This is a genomic window from Rosenbergiella collisarenosi, assembly GCF_018494085.1.
Classification (GTDB): Bacteria; Pseudomonadota; Gammaproteobacteria; order Enterobacterales; family Enterobacteriaceae; genus Rosenbergiella; species Rosenbergiella collisarenosi.
In genome coordinates this window covers 560,686-583,857 of record NZ_JABBFP010000002.1, presented here as the reverse complement: position 1 = coordinate 583,857, position 23,172 = coordinate 560,686, and the positions used below count along the sequence as shown (strand labels likewise).

Annotated in this window: 18 protein-coding genes and 1 tRNA gene; 2 read left to right on the top strand and 17 right to left on the bottom strand. The window is 47.2% G+C overall.

Annotation, left to right across the window (positions count from 1 at the left end; all coding sequences use genetic code 11):
- The 17 genes from HGT70_RS05690 to otsB form a co-directional block, all read right to left on the bottom strand.
- On the bottom strand, positions 1 to 4,208 hold a 4,208-nt coding region (locus tag HGT70_RS05690; protein WP_214195190.1), incomplete at its 3' end, for an Ig-like domain-containing protein.
- Between the two features lie 1,155 nt (positions 4,209 to 5,363).
- Positions 5,364 to 5,774: a flagellar protein FlhE gene (locus HGT70_RS05685; protein WP_214195189.1), complete on the bottom strand. Its 411-nt coding sequence runs from the start codon at positions 5,772 to 5,774 to the stop codon at positions 5,364 to 5,366.
- A gap of 1 nt (position 5,775) precedes the next feature.
- Positions 5,776 to 7,851, bottom strand: a complete 2,076-nt coding sequence (gene flhA, locus HGT70_RS05680; protein WP_214195188.1) for a flagellar biosynthesis protein FlhA — start codon at positions 7,849 to 7,851, stop codon at positions 5,776 to 5,778.
- A complete protein-coding gene (gene flhB / locus HGT70_RS05675; protein ID WP_214195187.1) occupies positions 7,844 to 8,992 on the bottom strand; it encodes a flagellar biosynthesis protein FlhB in 1,149 nt (382 codons plus the stop codon). The genes flhA and flhB overlap by 8 nt, the downstream gene beginning before the upstream one ends.
- 146 nt (positions 8,993 to 9,138) lie before the next feature.
- A complete protein-coding gene (gene cheZ / locus HGT70_RS05670; protein WP_157725445.1) occupies positions 9,139 to 9,783 on the bottom strand; it encodes a protein phosphatase CheZ in 645 nt (214 codons plus the stop codon).
- 6 nt (positions 9,784 to 9,789) lie between these two features.
- Positions 9,790 to 10,179 carry a chemotaxis response regulator CheY gene (gene cheY / locus HGT70_RS05665; protein ID WP_071429808.1) on the bottom strand — a complete coding sequence of 130 codons (390 nt, stop codon included), beginning with the start codon at positions 10,177 to 10,179 and terminating at the stop codon, positions 9,790 to 9,792.
- 47 nt (positions 10,180 to 10,226) lie between these two features.
- Positions 10,227 to 11,276 (bottom strand): protein-glutamate methylesterase/protein-glutamine glutaminase, encoded by a 1,050-nt coding sequence (locus HGT70_RS05660; RefSeq protein WP_071429806.1) that lies wholly within the window; start codon positions 11,274 to 11,276, stop codon positions 10,227 to 10,229.
- On the bottom strand, positions 11,273 to 12,139 hold the full coding sequence (cheR, locus tag HGT70_RS05655; RefSeq protein WP_071429804.1) for a protein-glutamate O-methyltransferase CheR: 867 nt from the start codon (positions 12,137 to 12,139) through the stop codon (positions 11,273 to 11,275). Before cheR ends, HGT70_RS05660 begins: the two co-directional genes overlap by 4 nt.
- A 67-nt stretch (positions 12,140 to 12,206) precedes the next feature.
- Positions 12,207 to 13,874 (bottom strand): methyl-accepting chemotaxis protein, encoded by a 1,668-nt coding sequence (locus HGT70_RS05650; protein ID WP_214195186.1) that lies wholly within the window; start codon positions 13,872 to 13,874, stop codon positions 12,207 to 12,209.
- Between the two features lie 79 nt (positions 13,875 to 13,953).
- On the bottom strand, positions 13,954 to 14,433 hold the full coding sequence (gene cheW, locus HGT70_RS05645) for a chemotaxis protein CheW (RefSeq protein ID WP_071429800.1): 480 nt from the start codon (positions 14,431 to 14,433) through the stop codon (positions 13,954 to 13,956).
- A 15-nt stretch (positions 14,434 to 14,448) separates the two neighbouring features.
- Positions 14,449 to 16,380: a chemotaxis protein CheA gene (gene cheA / locus HGT70_RS05640; RefSeq protein ID WP_214195185.1), complete on the bottom strand. Its 1,932-nt coding sequence runs from the start codon at positions 16,378 to 16,380 to the stop codon at positions 14,449 to 14,451.
- A 3-nt stretch (positions 16,381 to 16,383) separates the two neighbouring features.
- On the bottom strand, positions 16,384 to 17,328 hold the full coding sequence (gene motB / locus HGT70_RS05635) for a flagellar motor protein MotB (protein ID WP_214195184.1): 945 nt from the start codon (positions 17,326 to 17,328) through the stop codon (positions 16,384 to 16,386).
- Entirely contained in the window at positions 17,325 to 18,212 is an 888-nt protein-coding gene (gene motA, locus HGT70_RS05630) for a flagellar motor stator protein MotA (RefSeq protein ID WP_214195183.1), read from the bottom strand. The genes motB and motA overlap by 4 nt, the downstream gene beginning before the upstream one ends.
- Before the next feature lie 84 nt (positions 18,213 to 18,296).
- The gene (gene flhC / locus HGT70_RS05625) at positions 18,297 to 18,881 is read right to left on the bottom strand and encodes a flagellar transcriptional regulator FlhC (protein ID WP_071429791.1); all 585 of its coding nucleotides are present in this window, start codon (positions 18,879 to 18,881) and stop codon (positions 18,297 to 18,299) included.
- A 12-nt stretch (positions 18,882 to 18,893) separates the two neighbouring features.
- Positions 18,894 to 19,232 (bottom strand): flagellar transcriptional regulator FlhD, encoded by a 339-nt coding sequence (flhD, locus tag HGT70_RS05620; RefSeq protein ID WP_071429789.1) that lies wholly within the window; start codon positions 19,230 to 19,232, stop codon positions 18,894 to 18,896.
- 554 nt (positions 19,233 to 19,786) lie between these two features.
- Positions 19,787 to 21,166: an alpha,alpha-trehalose-phosphate synthase gene (gene otsA / locus HGT70_RS05615; RefSeq protein ID WP_214195181.1), complete on the bottom strand. Its 1,380-nt coding sequence runs from the start codon at positions 21,164 to 21,166 to the stop codon at positions 19,787 to 19,789.
- 1 nt (position 21,167) lies between these two features.
- On the bottom strand, positions 21,168 to 21,932 hold the full coding sequence (gene otsB, locus HGT70_RS05610) for a trehalose-phosphatase (protein WP_071429785.1): 765 nt from the start codon (positions 21,930 to 21,932) through the stop codon (positions 21,168 to 21,170).
- Between the two features lie 288 nt (positions 21,933 to 22,220).
- Between otsB and msrA the strand changes: the two genes are divergently transcribed.
- Together msrA and HGT70_RS05600 are read left to right on the top strand one after the other, a co-directional pair.
- Positions 22,221 to 22,754 (top strand): peptide-methionine (S)-S-oxide reductase MsrA, encoded by a 534-nt coding sequence (gene msrA / locus HGT70_RS05605; RefSeq protein ID WP_214195179.1) that lies wholly within the window; start codon positions 22,221 to 22,223, stop codon positions 22,752 to 22,754.
- A gap of 138 nt (positions 22,755 to 22,892) precedes the next feature.
- Positions 22,893 to 22,980: transfer RNA gene (locus HGT70_RS05600), tRNA-Ser, on the top strand.
- The last annotated feature ends 192 nt before the right edge of the window (positions 22,981 to 23,172 follow it).

Sequence of the window (23,172 nt, the reverse complement as noted above, 5' to 3'; positions counted from 1 at the left end):
TCAGAGTCGGAATCGCTGTCAGAATCCGAATCGCTGTCGGAGTCCGAGTCGCTGTCGGAGTCGCTATCTGAGTCCGAGTCACTATCAGAATCTGAGTCGCTATCTGAATCGGAGTCACTGTCAGAGTCTGAATCGCTATCGGAATCAGAGTCGCTGTCAGAGTCGGAGTCACTATCCGAATCAGAGTCGCTGTCTGAGTCGGAATCAGAGTCACTATCCGAATCGGAATCACTATCTGAATCGGAGTCACTGTCGGAGTCTGAATCACTATCGGAATCCGAATCGCTGTCAGAGTCTGAATCGCTGTCAGAATCCGAATCAGTGTCGTCGAAGTAATAGATAGAACCTCTATCTGACTCATTATCTAAAGAATCAGTCAAAGATACTGATAGGTTTTGGTTTACTGATAAGCTATCCGGTAATTTAACCTGGAAAATTCCATTTTCATCAACCAATCCACTTGTAACCACATTACCATTGCTGTCATAAACCTTAACTGTAGTCCCTACTTCACCCTTACCTGACAATATTGAAGTAGACTCATCGATCAGCAGGTCGGTTGGTTCTTTTGGTGCACTTGTATCTTTTGCCGTAACAACAGCTGGCATGGAGCTATTTTTCGCGCTATCTATCGAAATAACATCCAAAGTTTCGCCGTTAGTCTGCGGCTTAGTCAAAATAATTGAGAAAGTCCCATCAGAGGCAACAATACCTGAACCGATCTCTTTACCACTTTCATTAGTGATCGTAATAATGGAACCGACTTCACCCTTACCGCTAACAGTCGTACCCGCATCATCTAATCGAACATCGCTTGGCTTAATAGGAGCAGTCGTATCCAACGCAGTGACTGTCACTGGTGTGGAGCTATTTTTCGCGCTATCTATCGAAATAACATCCAAAGTTTCCCCATTAGTTTGCGGCCTAGTTAAGCTGATTGAGAAAGTTCCATCACTACCGACGCTACCTGAACCTAGCTCTTTACCGTTCGCATCGTTAACAATGACCGCTGAGCCAACTTCACCTTTACCGGTGATCGTGGTCCCAGTGTCATTAAGCTGAACATCGCTCGGTTGTGCCGGAGCGGTTGTATCTTGGGCGATTACGGTTACTGGTGTTGAGGTATTCCCCGCGTTATCAGTAGAGATCACACTTAAGGCTTGACCATTTGTCTGTGCTGGGCTTAAGGTCGCAGTAAACGTTCCGTCAGCAGCGACTGTTGCACTGCCGAGAGTATTTCCATCGGCATCTTTGATAGCGACTGTGGAGCCTGCTTCGGCTTTACCGGTCACCGTTTCACCATCACTACTCACTTGAACATCGTTCGGTTGAGCTGGCGCGGTCGTATCGTGAGCAGCCACAGTGACTGGCGTTGAAGCGTTCCCGGCAGGGTCAGTCGAAATAACGCTGAGAGCTTGACCATTAGTTTGTGCCGGGCTTAAGGTCGCAGTGAATGAACCGTCTGCGCCTACCTTTGCACTACCGAGAGTTGTGCCATCGGTATTTTTAATAGTAACTGTGGAGCCCGCTTCTGCCTTTCCGGTTACCGTCTCACCATCACCACTCACTTGAACAACAGTCGGCGCGGCAGGTGCTGTCGTATCTGGTGCTGTAGTCGTGGCGACTGAAGACGGGTTGTTCGCCGCATCCGTTGCCGTAACGCTTAGCGTCTGACCATTAGTTTGTGCCGGGCTTAAGGTCGCAGTGAACGACCCGTCAGCAGCTACCTTTACACTACCGAGTGTAATGCCAGCGGCATCCTTGATAGCAACTGTGGAGCCCGCTTCCGCTTTACCGGTCACTGTCACACCATCATCGCTGACAACAACATCAGTCGGCGCGGCTGGTGCTGTCGTATCTTTAGCTACCACAGTTACTGGGGTTGAAGCATTCCCCGCGGTATCAGTAGAAATCACACTTAAAGTTTGGCCATTTGTCTGTGCAGGGCTTAAGGTCGCAGTGAATGAACCATCTGAGCCTACCGTCGTATTACCAATAGTAGTGCCATCAGCATCTTTGATAGTAACTTTTGAACCTGCTTCAGCCTTACCGGTGACCGTCTCACCATCACCACTCACTTGTACACCAGTCGGTGCGGCTGGCGCAGTGGTATCTTTAGCTACCACTGTTGCTGGGGTCGAAGCATTCCCGGCAGGGTCAGTCGAAATAACGCTGAGAGCTTGACCATTAGTTTGTGCCGGGCTTAAGGTCGCAGTGAATGTCCCGTCAGCGGCTACCGTTGCACTGCCTAACGTGTTGCCAGCGGCATCTTTGATAGCAACCGCTGAGCCCGCTTCGGCTTTGCCGGTCACTGTCACACCGTCATCGCTGACAACAACATCAGTTGGTGCGGCTGACGCTGTGGTATCTGGTGCTGTAGTCGTAGCGACTGAAGACGGGTTACCCGCGGTATCAGTAGCCGTAACGCTTAGCGTTTGACCATTTGTCTGTGCCGGGCTTAAGGTCGCAGTGAATAAACCATCTGCGGCTACCGTTGCACTACCGAGCGTATTACCAGCGGCATCCTTGATAGCAACCGTTGAGCCTGCTTCCGCCTTACCAGTTACTGTTTCACCATCACCACTCACTTGAACATCAGTCGGCGCGGAAGGTGCTGTCGTATCTTTAGCTACAACAGTTACTGGGGTTGAAGCATTCCCTGCAGTGTCAGTCGAGGTCACACTTAAGCTTTGACCATTAGTTTGTGAAGGACTTAGGGTCGCAGTGAACGTTCCGTCAGTAGCGACTGTTGCACTGCCTAACGTGTTGCCATCGGCATCTTTGATTGCAACCGTGGAGCCCGCTTCGGCCTTACCGATTACCGTTACACCGTCATCGCTGACAACAACATTAGTCGGCGCGGCAGGTGCTGTCGTATCTGGCGCTGTAGTCGTGACGACTGAAGACGGGTTACCCGCGGCATCAGTAGCCGTGACACTTAAGGTCTGGCCGTTGGTTTGTGCCGGGCTTAGGGTCGCAGTGAATGAACCATCTGCGCCTACCGTTGCACTACCGAGAGTTGTGCCGTTGGCATCCTTGATAGCAACCGTTGAGCCCGCTTCCGCCTTACCGGTCACTGTCACACCGTCATCACTGACAACAACATCAGTCGGTGCAGCAGGAGCGGTGGTGTCTGGAGCTTTAATATTTGATGTAGGTGAAACAACTCCTAGATCGTTTGTCAGCGTGACATCTAGAACTTGACCATTAGTTTGAGGTGAATTCAACGTAACAGTAAAAGAACCGCTAGCTTCAACAATACCTGTACCTATGGTTTCACCTGAATCATTAGTGACAACCACTTTTGTCCCAGCCTCTCCTTGACCAGTTAGGGTTATACCGTCATGAGATATGGCCAGATCGGTTGGATGAGAGAGCTGATCGGAATCACTATCAGAATCTGAATCGCTGTCAGAGTCCGAGTCGCTATCAGAATCCGAGTCACTATCAGAATCTGAATCACTGTCGGAATCCGAGTCACTGTCAGAGTCGGAATCGCTGTCAGAGTCCGAGTCGCTATCAGAATCTGAGTCACTGTCGGAATCAGAGTCACTGTCAGAGTCGGAATCACTGTCAGAGTCCGAGTCGCTATCAGAATCGGAATCACTGTCTGAATCTGAATCACTGTCAGAGTCGGAGTCGGAGTCACTATTGGAACCGGAGTGCGAACCGTCGTTTGAACTGGAGGGGTTGCCTGAACTGGTATCGCCGTCGGTCTCTGCGGGTGGGGTGTCGTTAATGCCAGAATTAGATTCGGTATTATCGCTTCTTGAGTCGCTATGATGGGCGTTTGACGAGCCTAATAACATGGCACCGATACCAAGTAGAGCGGCCCCAGCCGTCACCCAAGCACCAGTATGTGCGCTGTTTACAGCATGTTCACCGACGTCGGTTAACGAATCGATCGAAGTATATTTAGCCGCATCAGTACCTGGGTTTTCGAGCCACCATAAGGCTCCATTGTGGGGGTCTTCTAAAACCAAAACATTATGTTGTCCGTTAGAATCTACGGAAAAGAAGTTTTTGATGGTTATTTTTTCATGATCGGTGAGTTCGATTATTAAATCGTTGTTAATCCGTGTAAAACTTCGAATTTCCTCACGACTCACCGATATTTTCAATATAGAAGCTGAATCAAGCGTAACGACGGGAGAGTGTACAGTGTAACTACTTCCCTTATCTTTCGATAAAGCAACTATATTGATCATGGAATTAACCTCGATGCGGTGAAAGTTATTATTTTTTATTTTTGCTATACACAAATACCTTTCCCCACTTGTAAATGGGGAGAAATACTTTGTTAGGAATATTCCTAGTGAAATTTATACCCTAAGAAAATAGTTAAATGAAACTGATAATGCAATTAAAATTTTGATGAATTTTTTATTAGTTTATCCAAAATCGTTCATTAAGCGTTTAACTCTTATTACTGCAAAGATTACTATCACCAGTAAAACACATGCTAAGAAAAAATTTATTTTTTGTTAAAAATCAATTACTTAAATTAAATTCATTATGAAATTAAAAGTATTTCCATGATCTGACTGCTAACCCGATAACAGTATAAAACCCCTTAAATTCATATATTTAAATTATATTTATCGATTCTAGAGTAGCTTAACTAGTTATGTTTTCCGTTTAAAAAAGGCCATCTAATGCCGTAACGGCCGACCTATCGAGTGATCATTAATTGATCATATGTTTATTTTCATCACGATTAAAGTTGTTCCATTTTTGATCACTCATCCTTTTATGTACTAAAAGAATAAAATCGGACTGTGACAGACACTCTCAATCAAGCCCTAATGGGGGCCTTATCGATAAAATATTCATATTAAGAAGTCGTAAAAACAGAGTCTATGTTATAAAATGAGATAAGTTATTTTCTATTGATAAATAAGATTGGCATGTGGTGGCATAATCTATAGTTATACCTCCGATGTTTCCTATAAGGAACTTGAATGGAGTTAAAACCGAATAATAGTATTAGTTATGTTTAGGATTAGTGTGGTCAAGCAGACTTTTCCTCTGAAAAAATTAGACCAAAATCATATTTTATTAATATACTTATCGATTATTATAATTTTTTATACTCCATTAGGAAGATTAATACTTGTAATATTTGGGAGGGAACGTGCAAGACGTTTAGGCTTACTTATTAATCCCCCTAGTCGGGAAAGTGCCTAGTGCTACTAATGTGGAATAATTTGTAAGACTTTTTTCTAGGTGATAGTCGCTACGGTAAAGGTCACTCAAGAAAGTCGTAAACTGTTTGAAAAAAAATCGGCCTACAGACCTTTGGTTCGGCTCAATAGAGAATGACTGGATTCACTCTCTTTAGGACAATCAAACGGCCTCAACCTCTATCTCCCACTACGTACATCCACCGTTAGGCTTATGCCCGTGACTCGTAAAGACGGTTGCTGTGTCCCCGCACCCGCCAGCGCAATAAAGACTGACCACTCTCCTCGGCTGGTCTGTGTAGCGAAATGGCGGCTACGGCCTGCCACCGAGTCCAAACGACGGCAGTCGCTATCGTGACATAGTAGTAGTAACGGTAGCTGGGGCCAGGGGGTGAGGCTGTTAATCTGCCAACTCAGCCCCGTCACTTGACCGCGAGAGTCTTGAGGTAAATGGCCCAGCCCAAAACGATACCATTGCCCTTTTCGCGTCAACGCTTGCCCTGCGTGACTCAGTGATGCACTCACGATGGTGGCCTGAGCATCCTGTATTCCTGCCAATATGGCTAACGCGAATGCGAGGTGTCGCCACATTTTACTCCCCCAGCGTCGCCGTCTGGCGAATAGGCCTATCACTCACTAACTCGACGGTCGACATGACGACCAACTGTCGATAGTGGCGGCGTAGGTAACGAGCTAGCAGCAAACGTAGTGCACCATCAACCAGTAATACAGGGGTGATTCCTAATGCCTCCTGCTGATCAATGGCTGCCCCTGCCTGCTCGACTAATTGTTCGGCTAACCCCGGCTCAAGGCCACCACCGCTACGCATTACCTGCTGTAGCAGTCCTTCTAACGCTGGCGAGAGACCGATGACTTGGATAATCTCATCGTCATTGAACCACTGCTGAGTGATGGCTCGCCCTAAAGCAACGCGCACGCTACTCGTTAATTCCATGCTATTTTGGGTGAGGCTAGCCTGCTCGGTGAGCGTTTCCAAAATCGTACGCATATCACGGATAGATACCTGCTCGGATAATAAATTCTGCAACACCTTATGGACGGTTGTCAGAGAAAGTAACTCAGGGATAATCCCGTCAGTCAGTGCAGGGAGCGTTTTCGCGACATGATCGATTAGCTGTTGCGCTTCCAACCGACCGAATAACTCGCTCGCATGATGACTTAGGAGGTGGTTAAGGTGTGTGGCAATCACCGTACTGGCCTCCACCACCGTAAAGCCGAGGGCTTGGGCTTGCTCCTTCAAGGCGCTATCGATCCATACTGCCGGTAAACCAAAGGCCGGATCACGCGTCGCCTCACCGGGAAGATCGGTGTGAGCGTTGCCTGGATTGATGGCTAGCCACCGCCCCGGCCATACGTCGCCATCGCCGATAGTGACCCCCTTCAATAAAATACGATAGTGCGCTGGGGTTAACGATAAGTTATCGGAAATATGGATACCAGGCGGTAAAAAACCCATCGTGGTCGCGAACTTCTTACGAATTCCTCGAATACGACCAGGTAATTCGCCTTGCTGTAATTCATCGACCAAAGGGATAAGCCGATAGCCGACCTCCATCGCGAGCGCATCTTCAATGACAACATCCTGCCAACTGGCCTCTAATGGCTGCGTCTGTTCGGGTAATAGCGTGGCCGCTTCCTCCCCATCCTGACTGGCCTCCTTTCCTTTCACCCACCAGGCAACGCCTAGCAGTAATGCTGTAAATAAGAGAAAAACTCCGTTAGGCATGCCCGGGACTAGGCCGAGTAATCCGAGTACCGCCGCACTCAAGACCATCACCTGCGGGCGACTAAATAGCTGGCTGACCATCTGTTCACTGACGTTGCTATCATTGCTAACGCGCGTAACAATGACCCCTGCTGCCGTCGAAATCACGAGTGCCGGGATCTGTGCAACCAAACCATCACCGATCGTTAATAGCGTATAAGTATGTGCGGCCTGACCCACCGAGAGATCGTGTTGCACCACCCCCACCAACAGACCACCGACAATATTAATCACCATAATGATGATCCCGGCGATCGCGTCACCACGTACAAACTTACTGGCACCGTCCATGGAACCATAGAAGTCTGCCTCTTGCGTCACCTCTTGGCGGCGCTGTTTAGCCTGCTCTTCCCCGATCACGCCAGCATTTAAGTCCGCATCGATCGCCATCTGTTTACCTGGCATCCCGTCTAAGACAAAGCGTGCACCGACCTCTGCGATCCGTCCTGCCCCTTTGGTGATGACCATAAAGTTAATGACGATAAGAATAATAAATACCACGATGCCGATAGCAAAATTGCCCCCGACTAAAAAATGGCCGAAGGCCTCGATGACCTGTCCTGCCGCAGCCTCTCCGCTGTGCCCCTGCAACAAAATAATCCTTGTCGACGCAATATTTAACGCTAAGCGTAATAACGTGGCAAATAGCAGAATCGTAGGAAAGGCAGCAAACTCTAGCGTCCTGCGCGTGAACATAGCCACCAACAAAACCATTATCGATAAGGCAATATTGAAAGTAAAAAATAGGTCCAGTAACACTGCGGGAAGCGGTAGGACCATCATCGCTAAAATCAATAAAATAAGGATTGGACCCGCTAAGATTTGCCAATCAATATCTTGCCAACGGCTAGGCAGGCGTAAACGCATAGATAACTTATTCATCATCATACTTCTCTAGGTCAAAGATCATCTCGGTGGGTATCGGTACTGGCTGGGGCCTATCGGGTTTAGGTCCTCCCACTTTACGCCAGCGGCGAATCTGCCAGACCCATGCCAATACTTGGGCAACTGCCGTGTAAAGTGCCCCTGGGATGGGATCACCCACCTCGGTATGCCGCCATAATGCTCGGGCAAGCGGCGGAGCCTCAAGCGTGGGGATACGATGTTCATGGGCAAGGTGGCGAATCTTCGTGGCTATCTCCCCCCGTCCTTTGGCGACCACCTGCGGAGCTTGCATCTTGCCCTCTTGATAGAGCAAGGCGACCGCAAAGTGGGTAGGGTTAGTCAGTACGACGTCGGCACGTGGGACATTTGCCATCATGCGTTGTCGTGCCACGGCGCGCATCTGTTGACGAATGCGGCCCTTAAGGTGAGGATCCCCCTCCTGTTGTTTATACTCATCACGGATCTCTTGACGTGTCATACGCAATTTCTTGTGGTAGCTATAGAGCTGCCAAAACACATCAAAAGCGACCATTGGCGTTAACCCAAGAACCACCCATAACCAAATCACGACTAATCCTTTTCCACCCTGCTTCAACGCTGGCAGTAAAGGTTGATGGAGGAGACCCAGTGTTTCACGTTGCTGATGCCATAAGACCGTCAGTAAAATGGCTATCACGATACAGGCCTTTAATAATGACTTGAGTAACTCGGCGCCCGTCTGAGCACTGTAAAACTTCTTCATCCCCGTGAGTGGATTAAGCCGCGAGAACTTAGCTTGTAAGGCCTGTGGACTCAGGTTTATCCCGCCGATCACTAGACTCGCGAGGATCGCTACCCCCCACAAACTCCCCCCAAACGGTAGGAAGAGCTGTAGACTACGAGGAAGTAACGTCAAGGGAGAAGAGCCTAACGGATAGGCATTGAGCTGCGCGAGATCAAACTGCCAACTGTAATGTACGAGGCGCACTAAGGCCTGCCAACTCCGCGGTAAATAGATCGTCAGCGCCAACAGTCCCGCCAATAGAAGTAGCATCGAGGTCAACTCCCTTGATCGAGGGATATCCCCCTCTTCGCGCGCTTTCTCTATGCGACGACTACTGGGCTCTTGTGTTTTATCGTCGTTATCTTCGTCAGCCATCACTATCTCCTGACCGGTGAAAGACGAGTAGAGTGCCAGAACCTACGCGAGCCGATGACTAAAGAAGAACATAGAACTGAGGCTTATTAGACCCATAATGGCGGATCATCGGGAAGTCGGGGCGACGAGTGTCGACCCGATGATGCTTAAAAACCCAGGCTATCGAGTAGATCATCGACTTGCGCTTGGTCGGCGATTACGCCACTGGCCGTGGTGTCGATCTGTGGGCCGTTTAGTAGATTATTTTTTTGGGTAGGCGTATTGCGGGTATTTTCAGGAATATTATCCAGTAATACCATCAGTAACTGCGTCTCGATTTGTTCGACGACATGCATCATTTTCTTAATAACTTGTCCGGTCAAATCCTGAAAATCTTGCGCCATCATAATATCGAGGAGGAGCTGATTGGTTCTCCCGGTTATCGCAGGGATACTGGCCAAATACTCACGAGTTGCCATGACCAGCGCTTTAGCTTGTTCGAAACTTTGCGGCGCGGCAAACCACTGATCCCATCGTGCTTGTAATTGTTCTGCCTGCTGTTTCAAATGATCTTGCTCAGGCTGAGCCTGTTCGACGCAACTTAATACACGATTTGCGGCTTGGCTCGTCATCTCGACAACATAGGTTAATCGCCCGCGTGCATCGGGGATAGCATCGGCGGCATCGGCAATCGCTTGTTCGAGGCCGAGTTCGCGTAGGCTATCGCGTAACATACGCGTAAGCGCCCCCAGACGTACGATAATGTCTGACATTGCGTCATTATCGTTTGACGGTAAGGGATGGCTCATAATAACTCCTTACATTGAGTATTTTTCGAAGATTTTAGTGAGCTTTTCCTCTAGGATCGCAGCAGTAAACGGCTTAACCACATAGCCACTGGCTCCAGCCTGCGCGGCGGCGATAATATTCTCCTTCTTTGCCTCTGCCGTCACCATCAATACGGGGAGCTGAGCAAAGCGTTCCTCCGCACGTAACGTTTTAAGTAACGCTAAACCATCCATATTCGGCATATTCCAATCTGAGATAACGAAATCGATATTACCGGTTTGTAATTTACTCAACGCATCTTGCCCATCTTCGGCTTCTTCTACATTGGTAAACCCGAGTTCTTTTAATAAATTACGGACGATACGCCGCATCGTCGTAAAATCGTCGACAACAAGAAAATTGAGAGACTTATCTGCCATGACGCTTTCCTTATTCGTGTGAATGAGTGTGTATTACTTGAACAATCTTAAATTCGAATCGCTTGCCCTGACGCTAAGCGATTGATCATATGTTGACTGATTTCGTTGAGATGAGTGACTTCACTGGCAGCATCCAATAAAACCGCCTCACGCGGCATGCCATAGACCACACAACTCGCCTCATTTTGTGCAATCGTCCAACTCCCCGCTTTTTTCATTTCTAACAGCCCGGCCGCACCATCGTTGCCCATTCCTGTGAGTAACACGCCTACGGCATTTCGACCCGCACAGGCCGCCACCGACTGAAACAGTACATCTACCGCGGGTCGATGGCGGTTAACCGGAGGTGTATTCAGTAAGCGAATTTGATAGTTAGCGCCAGACCTCTCGAGCTGCATATGCTTGTCGCCAGGGGCGATATAGGCATGACCAGGGAGCACGCGCTCTCCCTGTTCGGCTTCCTTAACCGTAATCTGACAGATGCGGTTAAGCCGTTCAGCGAAAGAGTGTGTAAAGCCGGCGGGCATATGCTGTGTAATCAATAGCGCTGGACAGGCAGGCGGTAACGGTTCGAGAACGTGTCGTAGTGCCTCCGTCCCGCCGGTTGAGGCGCCAATCGCAATAATTTTTTCACTGCCAATAAGGGTGTTCAGCGACACGGGTTTAATACTGGTACGAACTCGTGCTAGCGGGAGACGGGCCTGTGCGGCAGAGCGGATCTTGTCACAGATTTTTTCGCTGTATTGCGTGATCCCATCGCGGATCCCCACTTGTGGTTTCGTGACAAAATCAACCGCCCCTAATTCTAGTGCACGCAGCGTGACCTCCGAGCCTCGTTCGGTCAACGACGACACCATGACTACGGGCATTGGTCGCAAACGCATCAGCTTTTCCAGAAAATCGAGGCCATCCATTTTCGGCATTTCGACGTCTAGGGTAAGCACAGTTGGATTATGTTGTTTAATCAGCTCCCGAGCGACTAGTGGATCCGGCGCGGTTGCTACCATCACCATATCTTTTTGACTATTTACAACCTCTGTCATCAATTGGCGAATCAAAGCGGAATCATCGACACAGAGTACCGTAATTTTACTCATTTTTTTCCCTCCGCAAGCCGGTAAACGGTCTGGCCCTGTAGTACAAAATCGCTACTTAATTGGCTGAGATTCTCTGAATGACCGGCGAATAATAGCCCTTCAGGCTTTAGCACTTTTACCATCCGGCTGAGAATGCTCTGCTGCGTTTTCCTATCAAAATAGATCATGACATTGCGGCAAAAGATCACATCTACCTTCTCTTGCAGTTTCCATTCTGCCGCTAACAAATTCTGCGAATAAAAGTTGACCATTGCCGCCAGTTCTGGCCTCACTCTGACTAAACCATTATGTTCTCCAGTGCCTTTCAAGAAATAGCGTTGTAACTGGTCAGGCGTCAGCATCGATAGGTTTTCCTGTCGGTAGATCCCCTGCCGCGCTTTCTCTAAGACCTGCGTATCAATATCGCTGGCGAAGAGTTGAAAGCGTCCCGGACCGAGTCCTAGGGTCTCAGCCAAGGTGATGGCGAGTGACCACGGCTCTTCCCCGGTTGAGGCGGCACAGCACCATAAGGTGAAACACCCTCTATGATGGCGGGCATATTCCGCTAAAATCGGGAAATGATGTGCTTCACGGAAAAAGGCCGTTAAGTTCGTCGTTAAAGCATTAATAAATGCTTGCCATTCGCTACTCTGCGGATTCTTCTCTAGAAACTGGATATAGTGACTAAAATTGGTTAAGTTACATGCTCTGACACGGCGCAGTAAGCGGTTATAAACCATCTCTTGTTTATGGGCGGCCAATACAATTCCAGCACGCTGATAGATCAGCGCCGATATTTTCTGAAAATCATCCACCGATAATGCGTAACGTTCATGGTGTCCAGTCGCCCCTATCGCGATGACGTTGGAGGGTTTTTTCTGCATAATCCCTTTTTCTCTCTAGCCAATGGGGGTAAACTTTCCTACCGTTCAACCCCATTTCCTTTGTCGATTAAAAACTTTCCCAATCATTGCTCTGGGTTGTCTGGCCTACGCTGACCGCTGGACTAGCCGGTAACGTATGTATCGACGTGGCAGAGTTAGTGGCGCTTATCGAGACGGTATGGCCTACTCGAAACACGGCTACTGCCTGTTTGAGTAAACCGGCCTGCTCTTCCAACGCGGCGGCGGCGGTCGCTGACTCTTCGACGAGTGTGGCATTTTGTTGTGTCACCTGATCCATTTCGGTGACAGCGGTACTCACCAAATCGATACCGCGACTCTGTTCTTCAGAGGCCGACGCAATTTCACCCATAATATCGGTGACGCGGGTCACCGCGTTAACGATCTCACCCATGGTAACCCCAGCATTTTCAACTAACTGCGAGCCTGAATCGATACGGTTCACGGAGTCTTCGATCAGAATCTTGATCTCTTTAGCCGCCTGCGCACTGCGTTGAGCCAGATTGCGGACTTCGCCAGCGACCACTGCAAACCCTCGGCCTTGCTCACCCGCTCGCGCTGCTTCTACCGCCGCGTTCAACGCCAGAATATTAGTTTGGAAAGCGATCCCGTCGATCACACTCGTGATGTCTGAAATTTTCTTCGAGCTATCGGCGATGTCTTTCATGGTCGTGACGACATTATCAACAACATTTCCTCCATGACGCGCAGTTTCTGACGCATTTAAGGCTAGTTGTGAGGCTTGGCGAGCATTCTCAGCGTTTTGTTTAACAGTCGCGGTCAGCTGTTCCATACTTGATGCCGTTTCTTCCAGCGAGGCGGCTTGTTCTTCGGTACGTGCCGATAAATCATTACTTCCATTCGCAATCTCGCTCGCGCCGCTAAAGATCGACTCTGAGCTATCACGTACCAAGCCTACGGTATGCTTTAGCTCATCTTGCATATGCTGGACGGTCGTCAATAATTCACCCATCTCATTTTTACTAATGACCTCTATCGTCTGGGTTAAATCGCCCCGTGCGACGTTTTGAATATGATGAATACAGGCATATAGCGGCTTGAGTAATACACGGTGAATACCCACCCATGCCATAAAAATCACCAGCAAGGTAACGGCAATAAAGACGCCAGTGAGAATCAATGAGTTTTCATACTGCTCACGGCTATGTTTGATGCCAATTTCGACCTCTTTTTCATTTTTTTCGTACCATTGATTCATCTTGGTCTCGAAAGTTTTCTGCTTATCCATCACCGGTGTGGTCATGAACTCCTTTGTTTTACCTTCTCGTAGCAGCGCTAATAAAGTATTTAACCCATTACGGTAATCAATAAATGCGCGACCCATCGCATCAAGTTTCGCATCTTCTTTTTCTTTATCTGTAAAGGTATTCCAAAAGGTTTTATATTCAGTATCCGCCTGTTGAATATTATCCTCCGCACCACTTAAAAATTTTGCTATCTTCTCTCCAAAGTCAACCTCTTTCGCACTTTGTAAGGTGTAGATCATCCCAAAATTAATATTTGATCGCGCCTCTAATAAATAGGAAGTTGCATCTGAAATACTTTGCTGCTGAATACGTAACGTCTGATTTTGTGAAAATATTTTTTGGTTACCCTTCGACATCTCCAAAAATAGCCCGCTACTTATAACTTGTATTACGCCCATTATTGAAAGAATTAATAATAAACTGGTGACAACTTTAAGCTTACGTAACATAGGATCCCCTATCGTCCTTTTTTATAATGACCATATCGGCCACTGCATCCATTTCTTTACGGCTATTACGACGAGAGTCTTAATTGATATGCAGTTGGTCAACTAATGCCATTTCAGCACTACTCAATAATTTATGGATATCCACCAAAATTAGCATTCGTTCCCCATAAGCTCCCAAACCGGTGAGATATTCAGTGGATAGCGTGACACTAAACTCTGGGGCGGCACGGATATCGTCAGGCGTTAGCGCTAAGACATCCGATACCCCATCCACGACGATGCCCACCACCCGTTCTGCTAAGTTCAGTACGATGACCACTGTATTTTCGTTATAAGTCACGTTTTCTTGCGAAAATTTAATCCGTAAGTCGATGATAGGAACGATGACGCCGCGTAAGTTGGTGACCCCTTTAATAAACCTCGGTGTATTAGCGATTCGGGTAACTTGGTCATAGCCTCTGATTTCTTGAACCTTTAATATATCAATCCCGTACTCCTCTTTTCCTAAGGTAAAAATAAGGTACTCTTGACTCTTATTTTCTTCATTAATACTTTCCATAACAGTCCCTGTCGATTAACTTTCGCTCTTAGAAGAAATCTTTTCGCGATGGATGGCTTGTAACACTGGAATATCAACAATAAAAGCAACGCTACCATCACCCATAATTGTTGCGGCAGAAATACCCGGTACACGGCGGTAATTACTCTCAAGATTTTTCACTACCACTTGATGTTGCCCCATTAAGTAATCGACCAATAATGCAAAGCGTTTACCGGCATTTTGTAAAATAATTACAATACCTGCGGTAGGATTTTCACGAGCATCATTAATATCAAATATCTTAGCTAACGAAATCAGTGGAAGATATTCTCCTCTCACCTCTAATACCCGTTCGCCTCCCGCTAAATATTTTAATTCTGCCGATCGAGGTTGTAGTGATTCCATTACCGCATTGACGGGTACGATAAAGACTTCGTTCCCGCTTTTCACTGACATCCCGTCCAATATCGCGAGGGTGAGCGGGAGTAAAATACGAATGGTCGTACCTTTTCCAGGCTGGGTAGCAATTTCAACATGTCCACCCATATCCTGAATATTCCGTTTCACCACATCCATACCGACGCCTCGTCCCGACACATCGGTGACTTGCTCGGCAGTCGAAAAACCGGGGGCAAAAATAAGCTGGGCGATCTCCTCGTGGCTCATTGATTCCTGCACGGGAATACCTGAACTTAACGCCTTCTGGTAGATCTTATCAAGGTTCAACCCTGCACCATCATCGGTCACGTCGATACAGATACTGCCACCACGATGCTCTGCACAGAGGACTAAATTCCCCTCTAGTGATTTGCCCGCACTGCGTCGCTGTTCGGTAGATTCGATCCCATGATCCAGGCTATTACGGACTAAATGTGTAAGGGGATCGATAATTCTCTCGATCAAACTTTTGTCTAACTCCGTCGATCCTCCCTGCAACGTTAATTCGACTTTTTTATCCAGTTTTGCTGCCAAGTCGCGTACTAAACGCGGAAAGCGACTAAAGACGTATTCCATCGGCATCATACGTATCGACATGACCGATTCTTGCAAATCGCGCGCATTACGCTCGAGCTGGTTCACGGTATTAAATAGCGCGCCATGTACCGTCGGTTCTAATTCCGAGACATGCTGTAACAACATGGATTGGGTGATGACTAATTCACCCACCAAGTTAATCAATTGATCCACCTTCTCGACGGCCACACGAATACTGCCACTATCAGGAGCCTTGGGGGTTGTGCTGGGGGGAGCCGCGGGACTTGGTCTGTGCGGTGTTAACGCTAGCCCGTTCTCGAGTTGACTTTCCTGAGTCGGCGCTGCAGCGTCCGGTTCTAGAAACGTAATCTGATCTTCATTAATGATAAAACAGAGTACCGCAACCAACGCCTCACGACTGACTCCCTCAATTATCGCCTCGATACAATCTTTGTCCTGCCTAAGTAGCGTAACCTTCCCGAGATGGTGGATTTCTTGCAGCAATAACTTGACCTCCTCCCCTTTTAACCGCGACAGCCTGATACGCGTAGTCATTTCCATTGTCGTGGCTGGGGCGGTCTCTTTTTTCTCACTGGTAGCCGTGGACGGCTCGAGCGCTATATTACGTAGCATCTCGCAGATAGAGTTGAAGGTTTCTTCATCAGGCAGTGAGGCGTTCTTATAGGCATTCAGTTGATCTTGCATGATGTCTTTAGTTTCCAGAAAAAGATCGATAATTTGCCGAGTTAATCGCAATTCACCCCGGCGCGCATTATCGAGAATATTTTCCAAAATATGCGTGGTTTCTTGAAGAAGGGTGAAACCGAAGGTCCCGGCTCCCCCCTTAATCGAGTGTGCCGCCCGGAAGATAGCGTTCAGCTGTTCTGCATCGGGATCCGCGGGATCGAGCGCCAAGAGGTGCTGCTCCATATCGGCCAATAATTCATCCGCCTCATCAAAAAACGTCTGGTAAAAATCCGAGATATCCATTATCTATTCCTTACCCTCGGTCGGTTTATGATGTGCTTTATCTGGCGCTAACGTTGGCGCGACGATCACCTTCTCAAGTTCACCGGCGGCCGTAATGGTGACCGCTTGCGCCTCATTATTTTCCTTTTCGATATCACTTTGCGCTTCATGTGTAAGAATTAATAAACTAATGCGTCGATTCTCCGGTGCATCCGCCGGCGCGTCTTTTATATTCATCGTGTCTGACATCCCGATAATGCGTACTATTTTACCTTCCGCTAACCCTGCTTGAACGAGCTCGCGTCGCGACGAATTCGCACGTTGGGTAGAGAGTTCCCAATTACTAAATCCTCGGTCGCCTAGCAGGTAAGGTGAATCGTCGGTATGGCCTGCAATACTCATTTTATTAGGCACATCATTAAGGATCGGCGCCAAGGCCTGTAAAATTTCCGCCATATAGGGCTCAATCTTCGCACTACCTCTAAGAAACATCGGACGCTGCCGGCTATCGACAATTTGTATGCGTAATCCGCGGGGGATCATGGTAATAAACAGGTGGAGACGTAATGCCTGTAGCCGAGGATCGGAGATCAGCAGCTGATCTATTTTTGTTTTAAGCCGCTGCAACGTCCGGCGGTCACGATCTTTTTCCTTGTCATATATCGCCGACTTCCCTATGCGCTGCGCAGAGGAAACAGTGTGCCCAGCTTCACCACCGGGGATCACCGTCGTCGCATCACTCTGATGTTTACCCGGCGAAAGCGCCTCGCGCAATGGCATCCGAAAGTAGTCGGCTAAAGACTCTAATTGCTGCGGATCGGCAATCGAGATCAGCCACATCACCATAAAAAAGGCCATCATTGCGGTCATAAAATCGGCATATGCAATCTTCCAGGCACCGTGATTCCCATGCCGTACATGCTTTCTCTTCTTTTTGATCACGATGATGGGTGGCTTAGAGTCCTTCATTCTTCATTTGTCTCCGCTGCACGCGTCCCGGGCTTATTATTGCGGACAAAATCCTCCAGCTCGGCGAACGCTGGCCGTTCTGTGGTGTAAAGCACCTTACGTCCAAATTCGACGGCGACTTGTGGCGCATAACCGTGCATATTTGCAAGCAGCGTGACCTTGATACACTGGAGCATTTTGATTCTTTCGGCTGATTTCTGGCGCATGACCGTGGCGAGGGGCGATACAAACCCATAAGACAGCAATATTCCCAAGAAGGTACCCACCATCGCCTGTGCAATGAGTTCACCCAGTTCTGCAGGCGGTCTATCCGCGGAGGCTAGCGCATGCACAACGCCCATCACGGCGGCAACAATCCCAAAGGCAGGTAAAGCATCGCCCACTGCGGCAATACTTTGCGCGGGAACGTCGCTTTCATCCTCGCAGGTCTCAATCTCCTCATCCATTAAAGACTCTATCTCTAGAGCGCTCATATTCCCGCCAATCATTAGCCGTAGGTAATCGGTGAGAAAATGCAACAGAAGTGGGTCTGTAGTCAGCTTCGGGTATTGGCTGAACAACTCACTTTCGGTAGGGTCTTCAATATCTTTCTCTATCGATAACAGCCCCTGCTGTCTCGATTTAGACATAATATTGAATAATAAACTCATTAAGGAAAGGTAATGCTGTTTGGTGTAATGAGAACCACGAAATAACGTGGGCAAGGAGGAAAATGTCTTTTTTAAGGCCTTAGCATTATTTCCAACGAATAAAGACCCTATCCCTGCACCAGCAATAATAATTAATTCCGACGGCTGATATAATGCTCCCATATGGCCACCCACCATGGCGTAGCCACCGAGAATCGATGCGGTTACTATAATATAGCCAATAATTATAAACACAGTCACTCCTAACAAGGTGCATCCCTGACATACCGAACAAAGGAGTTACTGGGAATTATATTATGTAAATATAAAATTAATTATTCATAATATTCCATAGCGCAATCCTTCACTCTCTTCTCCTTCTTTATCGGCATTTAAATAAAAAGGTTTACGTTTTTTTATCGCCCGGGAAGGAGGCTGGCATAAGCTACACACAAAGCTACCTTTTGGCTGATGCGCATGATTAATAAATTTAGCCTGACAAAGTCGGCAGGGAGATAATTCGATCATTCCACTCTCAGCAAAGCGAATTAGCGTCCAGGCACGGGTAAGTCCCAATAAAGGTTCATTGGCCCCTTCCGCTACCGGACATTGCTCTAAATACAAGCGATAAGCGAGAATAAGACAATCGACATCTGTTTTATCGGTCGTTTTCCTCAGGAACTGCCAGGCGTGATAGAAGACTGTCGCATGGATATTATGTTCCCAAGTCATAAACCAATCTGTTGAAAATGGCAGCATTCCTTTCGGTGGAGGGCATCCTTTTATCTCCTTATACAAGCGGATTAATCGCCCTCTACTTAAAACCGTTTCGTTTTCCAGTAGTTGTAAGCGAGCACCTAGCCGGATAAGATCCATCGCGACACGGATATCATAGCCTTCTCTTAACACACTTTTTTCTTTCATTGTACCCCCCCCCTATTGTCTTAGGCGTTTACCACTGGTACGAACATTAAGTAAGTCACTGGCGAGTATTATTCCTGTGTGGATTTGCTGCAGATCATCCACCCTTGATTCTTGTGTCAATTTTTCAATGATATCGGTGTGTTTAAAACGTAACTTACAGATAAACTGGTTGGTTTCGGCGAGCTTAACCAGTTCATGTAAACTGAGTTCCATTATTTTTTCAGCTAGAGACTCTTCGATTCCCAAGCGATAAAATGCAGAGTATTTATCCTCTTTTAGCATCCTTTGAGCTAACAAAAGATACGATAAATTAATTCCATAGATTTGCTTTACAATGTCTGAATTATCCATATAGCCCTCAACTTATTTATAATATAAAAATTAAGAATAGTGCAGCGTCTACCTTATTATTTCTCATGGCATTAATAGAAGTTACCTTTTTATTGAAAGATTCACAACACACATTATTAAACATTTAAGTTTCATATTGATTTAGATCATATAGATAATATATGCCGTTAAAGATTTAAAGGTTTGAGGTTTATATAAAAACAACCAAAAAATAAAAACTTAAGTCAAAGATAACTGATCATTTTTTTTAAATAAGATTAAAATAGCTTCAATAAATTAAAATATAGACTTAGAAATTTGAAATTAAAAGAAAGCATATAGTCAAATATAAAGCATTCGATTACCTAAATTAGCCTATTTTTATATTTGTAATTTATCTTTTGCCACAAAGAGATGAATCGCCATCGTCCAATGTCGTAAAGCACAACAATGATCACCTTAAAAACTATACAATAAAAATTATAGTGATTATGAGTTTAATTAAGATTTTTTCATGTGGTAGTCCCCCACCTATCGTTAATCGCAGACAGATAAGGGACTGGGAGATAGCTATTTTATACAGAGATTTTATGGAGATCGTCGAGGAAAGTTTCGCGCCAGCGGGTGATGGTCTGATAATTTAAGATCGCCATCATCTTAGCGTGCCGTTCGACCCGTTCTTCACGTGGCATTATCGTCGCTTTATAAATAGCGCTAGCTACCTCGTCGCGATCATAAGGATTGACTAATAAGGCTTGAGTGAGCTCGCACGCTGCCCCGGCAAATTTGGAAAGTATCAATACCCCCGGGTTAGCCGGGTCTTGCGCGGCAAGATACTCTTTTGCCACCAAGTTCATACCGTCGCGCAAAGGAGTAATCAACGCGATATCGGTGAGTCTGAAGATCTTCATCAGTAAGCGGCGATCGAAGTGCTGATTCAAATAATAGAGTGGCGTCCAGCTCATCGTGCCATATTTACCATTAATGCGCCCGGTTTCTGTCTCCAGCTGGTGACGAATAGCTTGATAAGCTTGTACCTCACCCCGTGAAGTCGGTGCAATTTGCGTATAACGAATATTGCCGCGCTGTTCAGGATATTTTTCTAGAAAACTTTCGTAAGCCAGAAAACGCTCGGGAATACCTTTCGAATAGTCGAGGCGCTCGCACGCGATAATATTTTTTGCATCACCGAGCCCTTGACGGATGGCCTGCATCTTAGGAGGCAGCGGGCCTTCTGCTAATTTACGAATACTTTCTGGATCGATACCAATCGGGTAGTCATGGACGTGGAAGGTGTTGCCGTAAGCTTGATAAGTGCCTTTCTCCACGGTAACGAGTTCTGTTTCGTAGGCGATCGCGGCAAGGAATGCTTTCGCATCTTGTTCAGTCTGAAAGCCTAATAGATCGTAGGCCGTCATCAGACGCAATATTTCTTGGTAATCCGGTAAGGCCATTAATACTTCGGGTGCAGGGAAAGGGATATGCAAGAAGAAGCCTATCGGTTGTTTCACTTGCTGCTCACGTAGCGCCGCCGCAAAAGGGAGCAGATGGTAGTCATGGACCCAGATAACATCGTCATTGTTGAGTAATGGGGTCAACTTTTCGGCTAATAGCTGGTTAACATGTAGATATCCTTCCCACGCTTCGCGTTGGTACTCGACCAGATCGAGACGATAATGGAAGGCGGGCCAAATAACCGTATTGGAGAATTGGCTATAGTAGAGATCATAATCGTTTTGCGTTAATGAGCAGGCTGCATAGGTAATATTTTTCTCCTGCTCGATCTGCAAGGGTTCTTCTTCCCCAGTAATTTTGCTGATCTCGCCATTCCAACCAAACCACAGACCGCCTTGCTCTTGCAGCGCATCCAATAAGCCTACTGCTAACCCACCTGCCCCATTTTTACTCTGGTCAGGGAGTGCAATACGGTTGGAAACCACGACTAATCTTCCCATGCTAAACACTCCTCAAGCTATCTATGTTTATCTTATAATTGATGAGATCGTCGAGCCACTCATAGACCTGTGTAACACCTGCTATACGATGTGTGGCCTCGCTCTCACCTGCACCGATTTTTATCGATACGCCCTGCTGCTGGTTGACATAGCGAAAGCCCGCCTCATCGGTGATATCATCACCAAGAAAGACCGGGATGCGCCCAAAAAAAGGAGCTGACGCCATTAAAAAACGAATGGCTTTTCCTTTATCGCAAGACCGCGGTTTGATTTCCCAGACACATTTTCCGGCCTGTACTTTGAAATCGGGATAGCGATCTACAACTGTGTTCGCGAGCGCCTGTAAGGGCTGTTGGGCATCAGGCGCTTGTCGGTAATGTAAAGCAAAGGCCATACTCTTCTTCTCGATCAGAACTCCCTTGAGAGCTCGCGTCTGCTCAGCGAGCATCTGCTCAATCTGGCTAAGCTGCTGGGTATCGATCGAAGCACGAGTCACCTTTCCATCCAACGTGCGGATTTCAGCACCATGAATGCCCGCAGCTCCCGCCTGTAGCGGACGGGTTAGCGTATCAATTTGCTCAAGAGGCCGCCCAGAAACGAAGGCTAATGCGCCACCGAGACGATCGCGTAATATTCCTAATTGTCCAATAACATGGGAGGGTATCGAAACATCCTGTGGCACCGTCTGGAAAGGGGCTAGCGTCCCATCAATATCAAAGAAGAATGCGTAGTCTGTTAGTTGGCGGGTTTGCCGCGGTTCGTTCATAAAAACTCACTATTATGGGTTACGCATCATGGTAAAAAGCGAACTTATCAGCGAGTGACCACTGTCGTTCGTATCGTTCACGGTTATGTAAATGTAAAGATTAAGAATATTCCATGATTCGTTAATGTTACTAAGTATAGACCTAATCTTTGACATTGCGCCGCGAATCAGAAAGTTACCCCATTCTGTCCCGTACCGATCGTCGAGTGCACGATCTGTACATGGTCACCGTCGAGACATTCCGCTACTCTAGTAGAGAGAAAAAACACAGTTAATGACGAGGTCAACATGGCAACTGAATACGCAATCATTGCGGGCGGCTGCTTCTGGTGTACAGAAGCCGTCTTTCAAAGCTTAATCGGCGTTTCATCGGTCGAAAGCGGTTATCTAGGAGGCAATACGGCACATCCGACTTACGAACAGGTCTGTACGGGAACGACAGGCCATGCGGAAGCCATCCGTATCGGTTTTGACCCACAGTTAATCGGCTATGCTGATCTGTTGGACGTTAGTTTCGCTACCCACGATCCGACGCAACTCAACCGCCAAGGTAATGATATCGGTACCCAATACCGTTCAGCGATCTTTCCGTTAGACGCGTCACAAAAGCTGGCTGCCGAGCAAGCGATTCAACGCGCACAGCAAGACTTTGCTCAGCCGATCGTGACCACTATCGAACCGTTCACTGAGTGGTATCCCGCAGAAGATTATCACCAGAACTATTGGGATCGCGTCGGCGAAAATAATGGATTCTGTATGGCGGTCATCCCACCTAAACTGCAAAAATTACGCAAGAAATTTGCTGAACGGGTTAAGGATTGAGCTGAAAAAGTGCGACATTCGGTCAAGTCGCTCAGGTCTTGAGCGGATAAGTAAAAAGCGCGAAATAGTGCTTGACCGACACGGGGTGACTCCCTATAGTAGCGCCCCGTTAGCGCTGTAAAGCGTAACAAACAATTTGGTGAGGTGTCCGAGTGGCTGAAGGAGCACGCCTGGAAAGTGTGTATACGGCAACGTATCGAGGGTTCGAATCCCTCCCTCACCGCCATATTCTATAGATGAGTAGTTATTCACTTATCTTGCTTAGTACGAGCACTAAGCCATAAACCCAGTGTAAAGCACTGGGTTTTTTTTCGTCTTCATTTCCAGATTTTTTAAGATAACAGATAAATATTCCGATAAAACAGCATATTAAAATAATTTTCCACTTTGCCGCTTGCGCCACTCAGGAAAATACAGA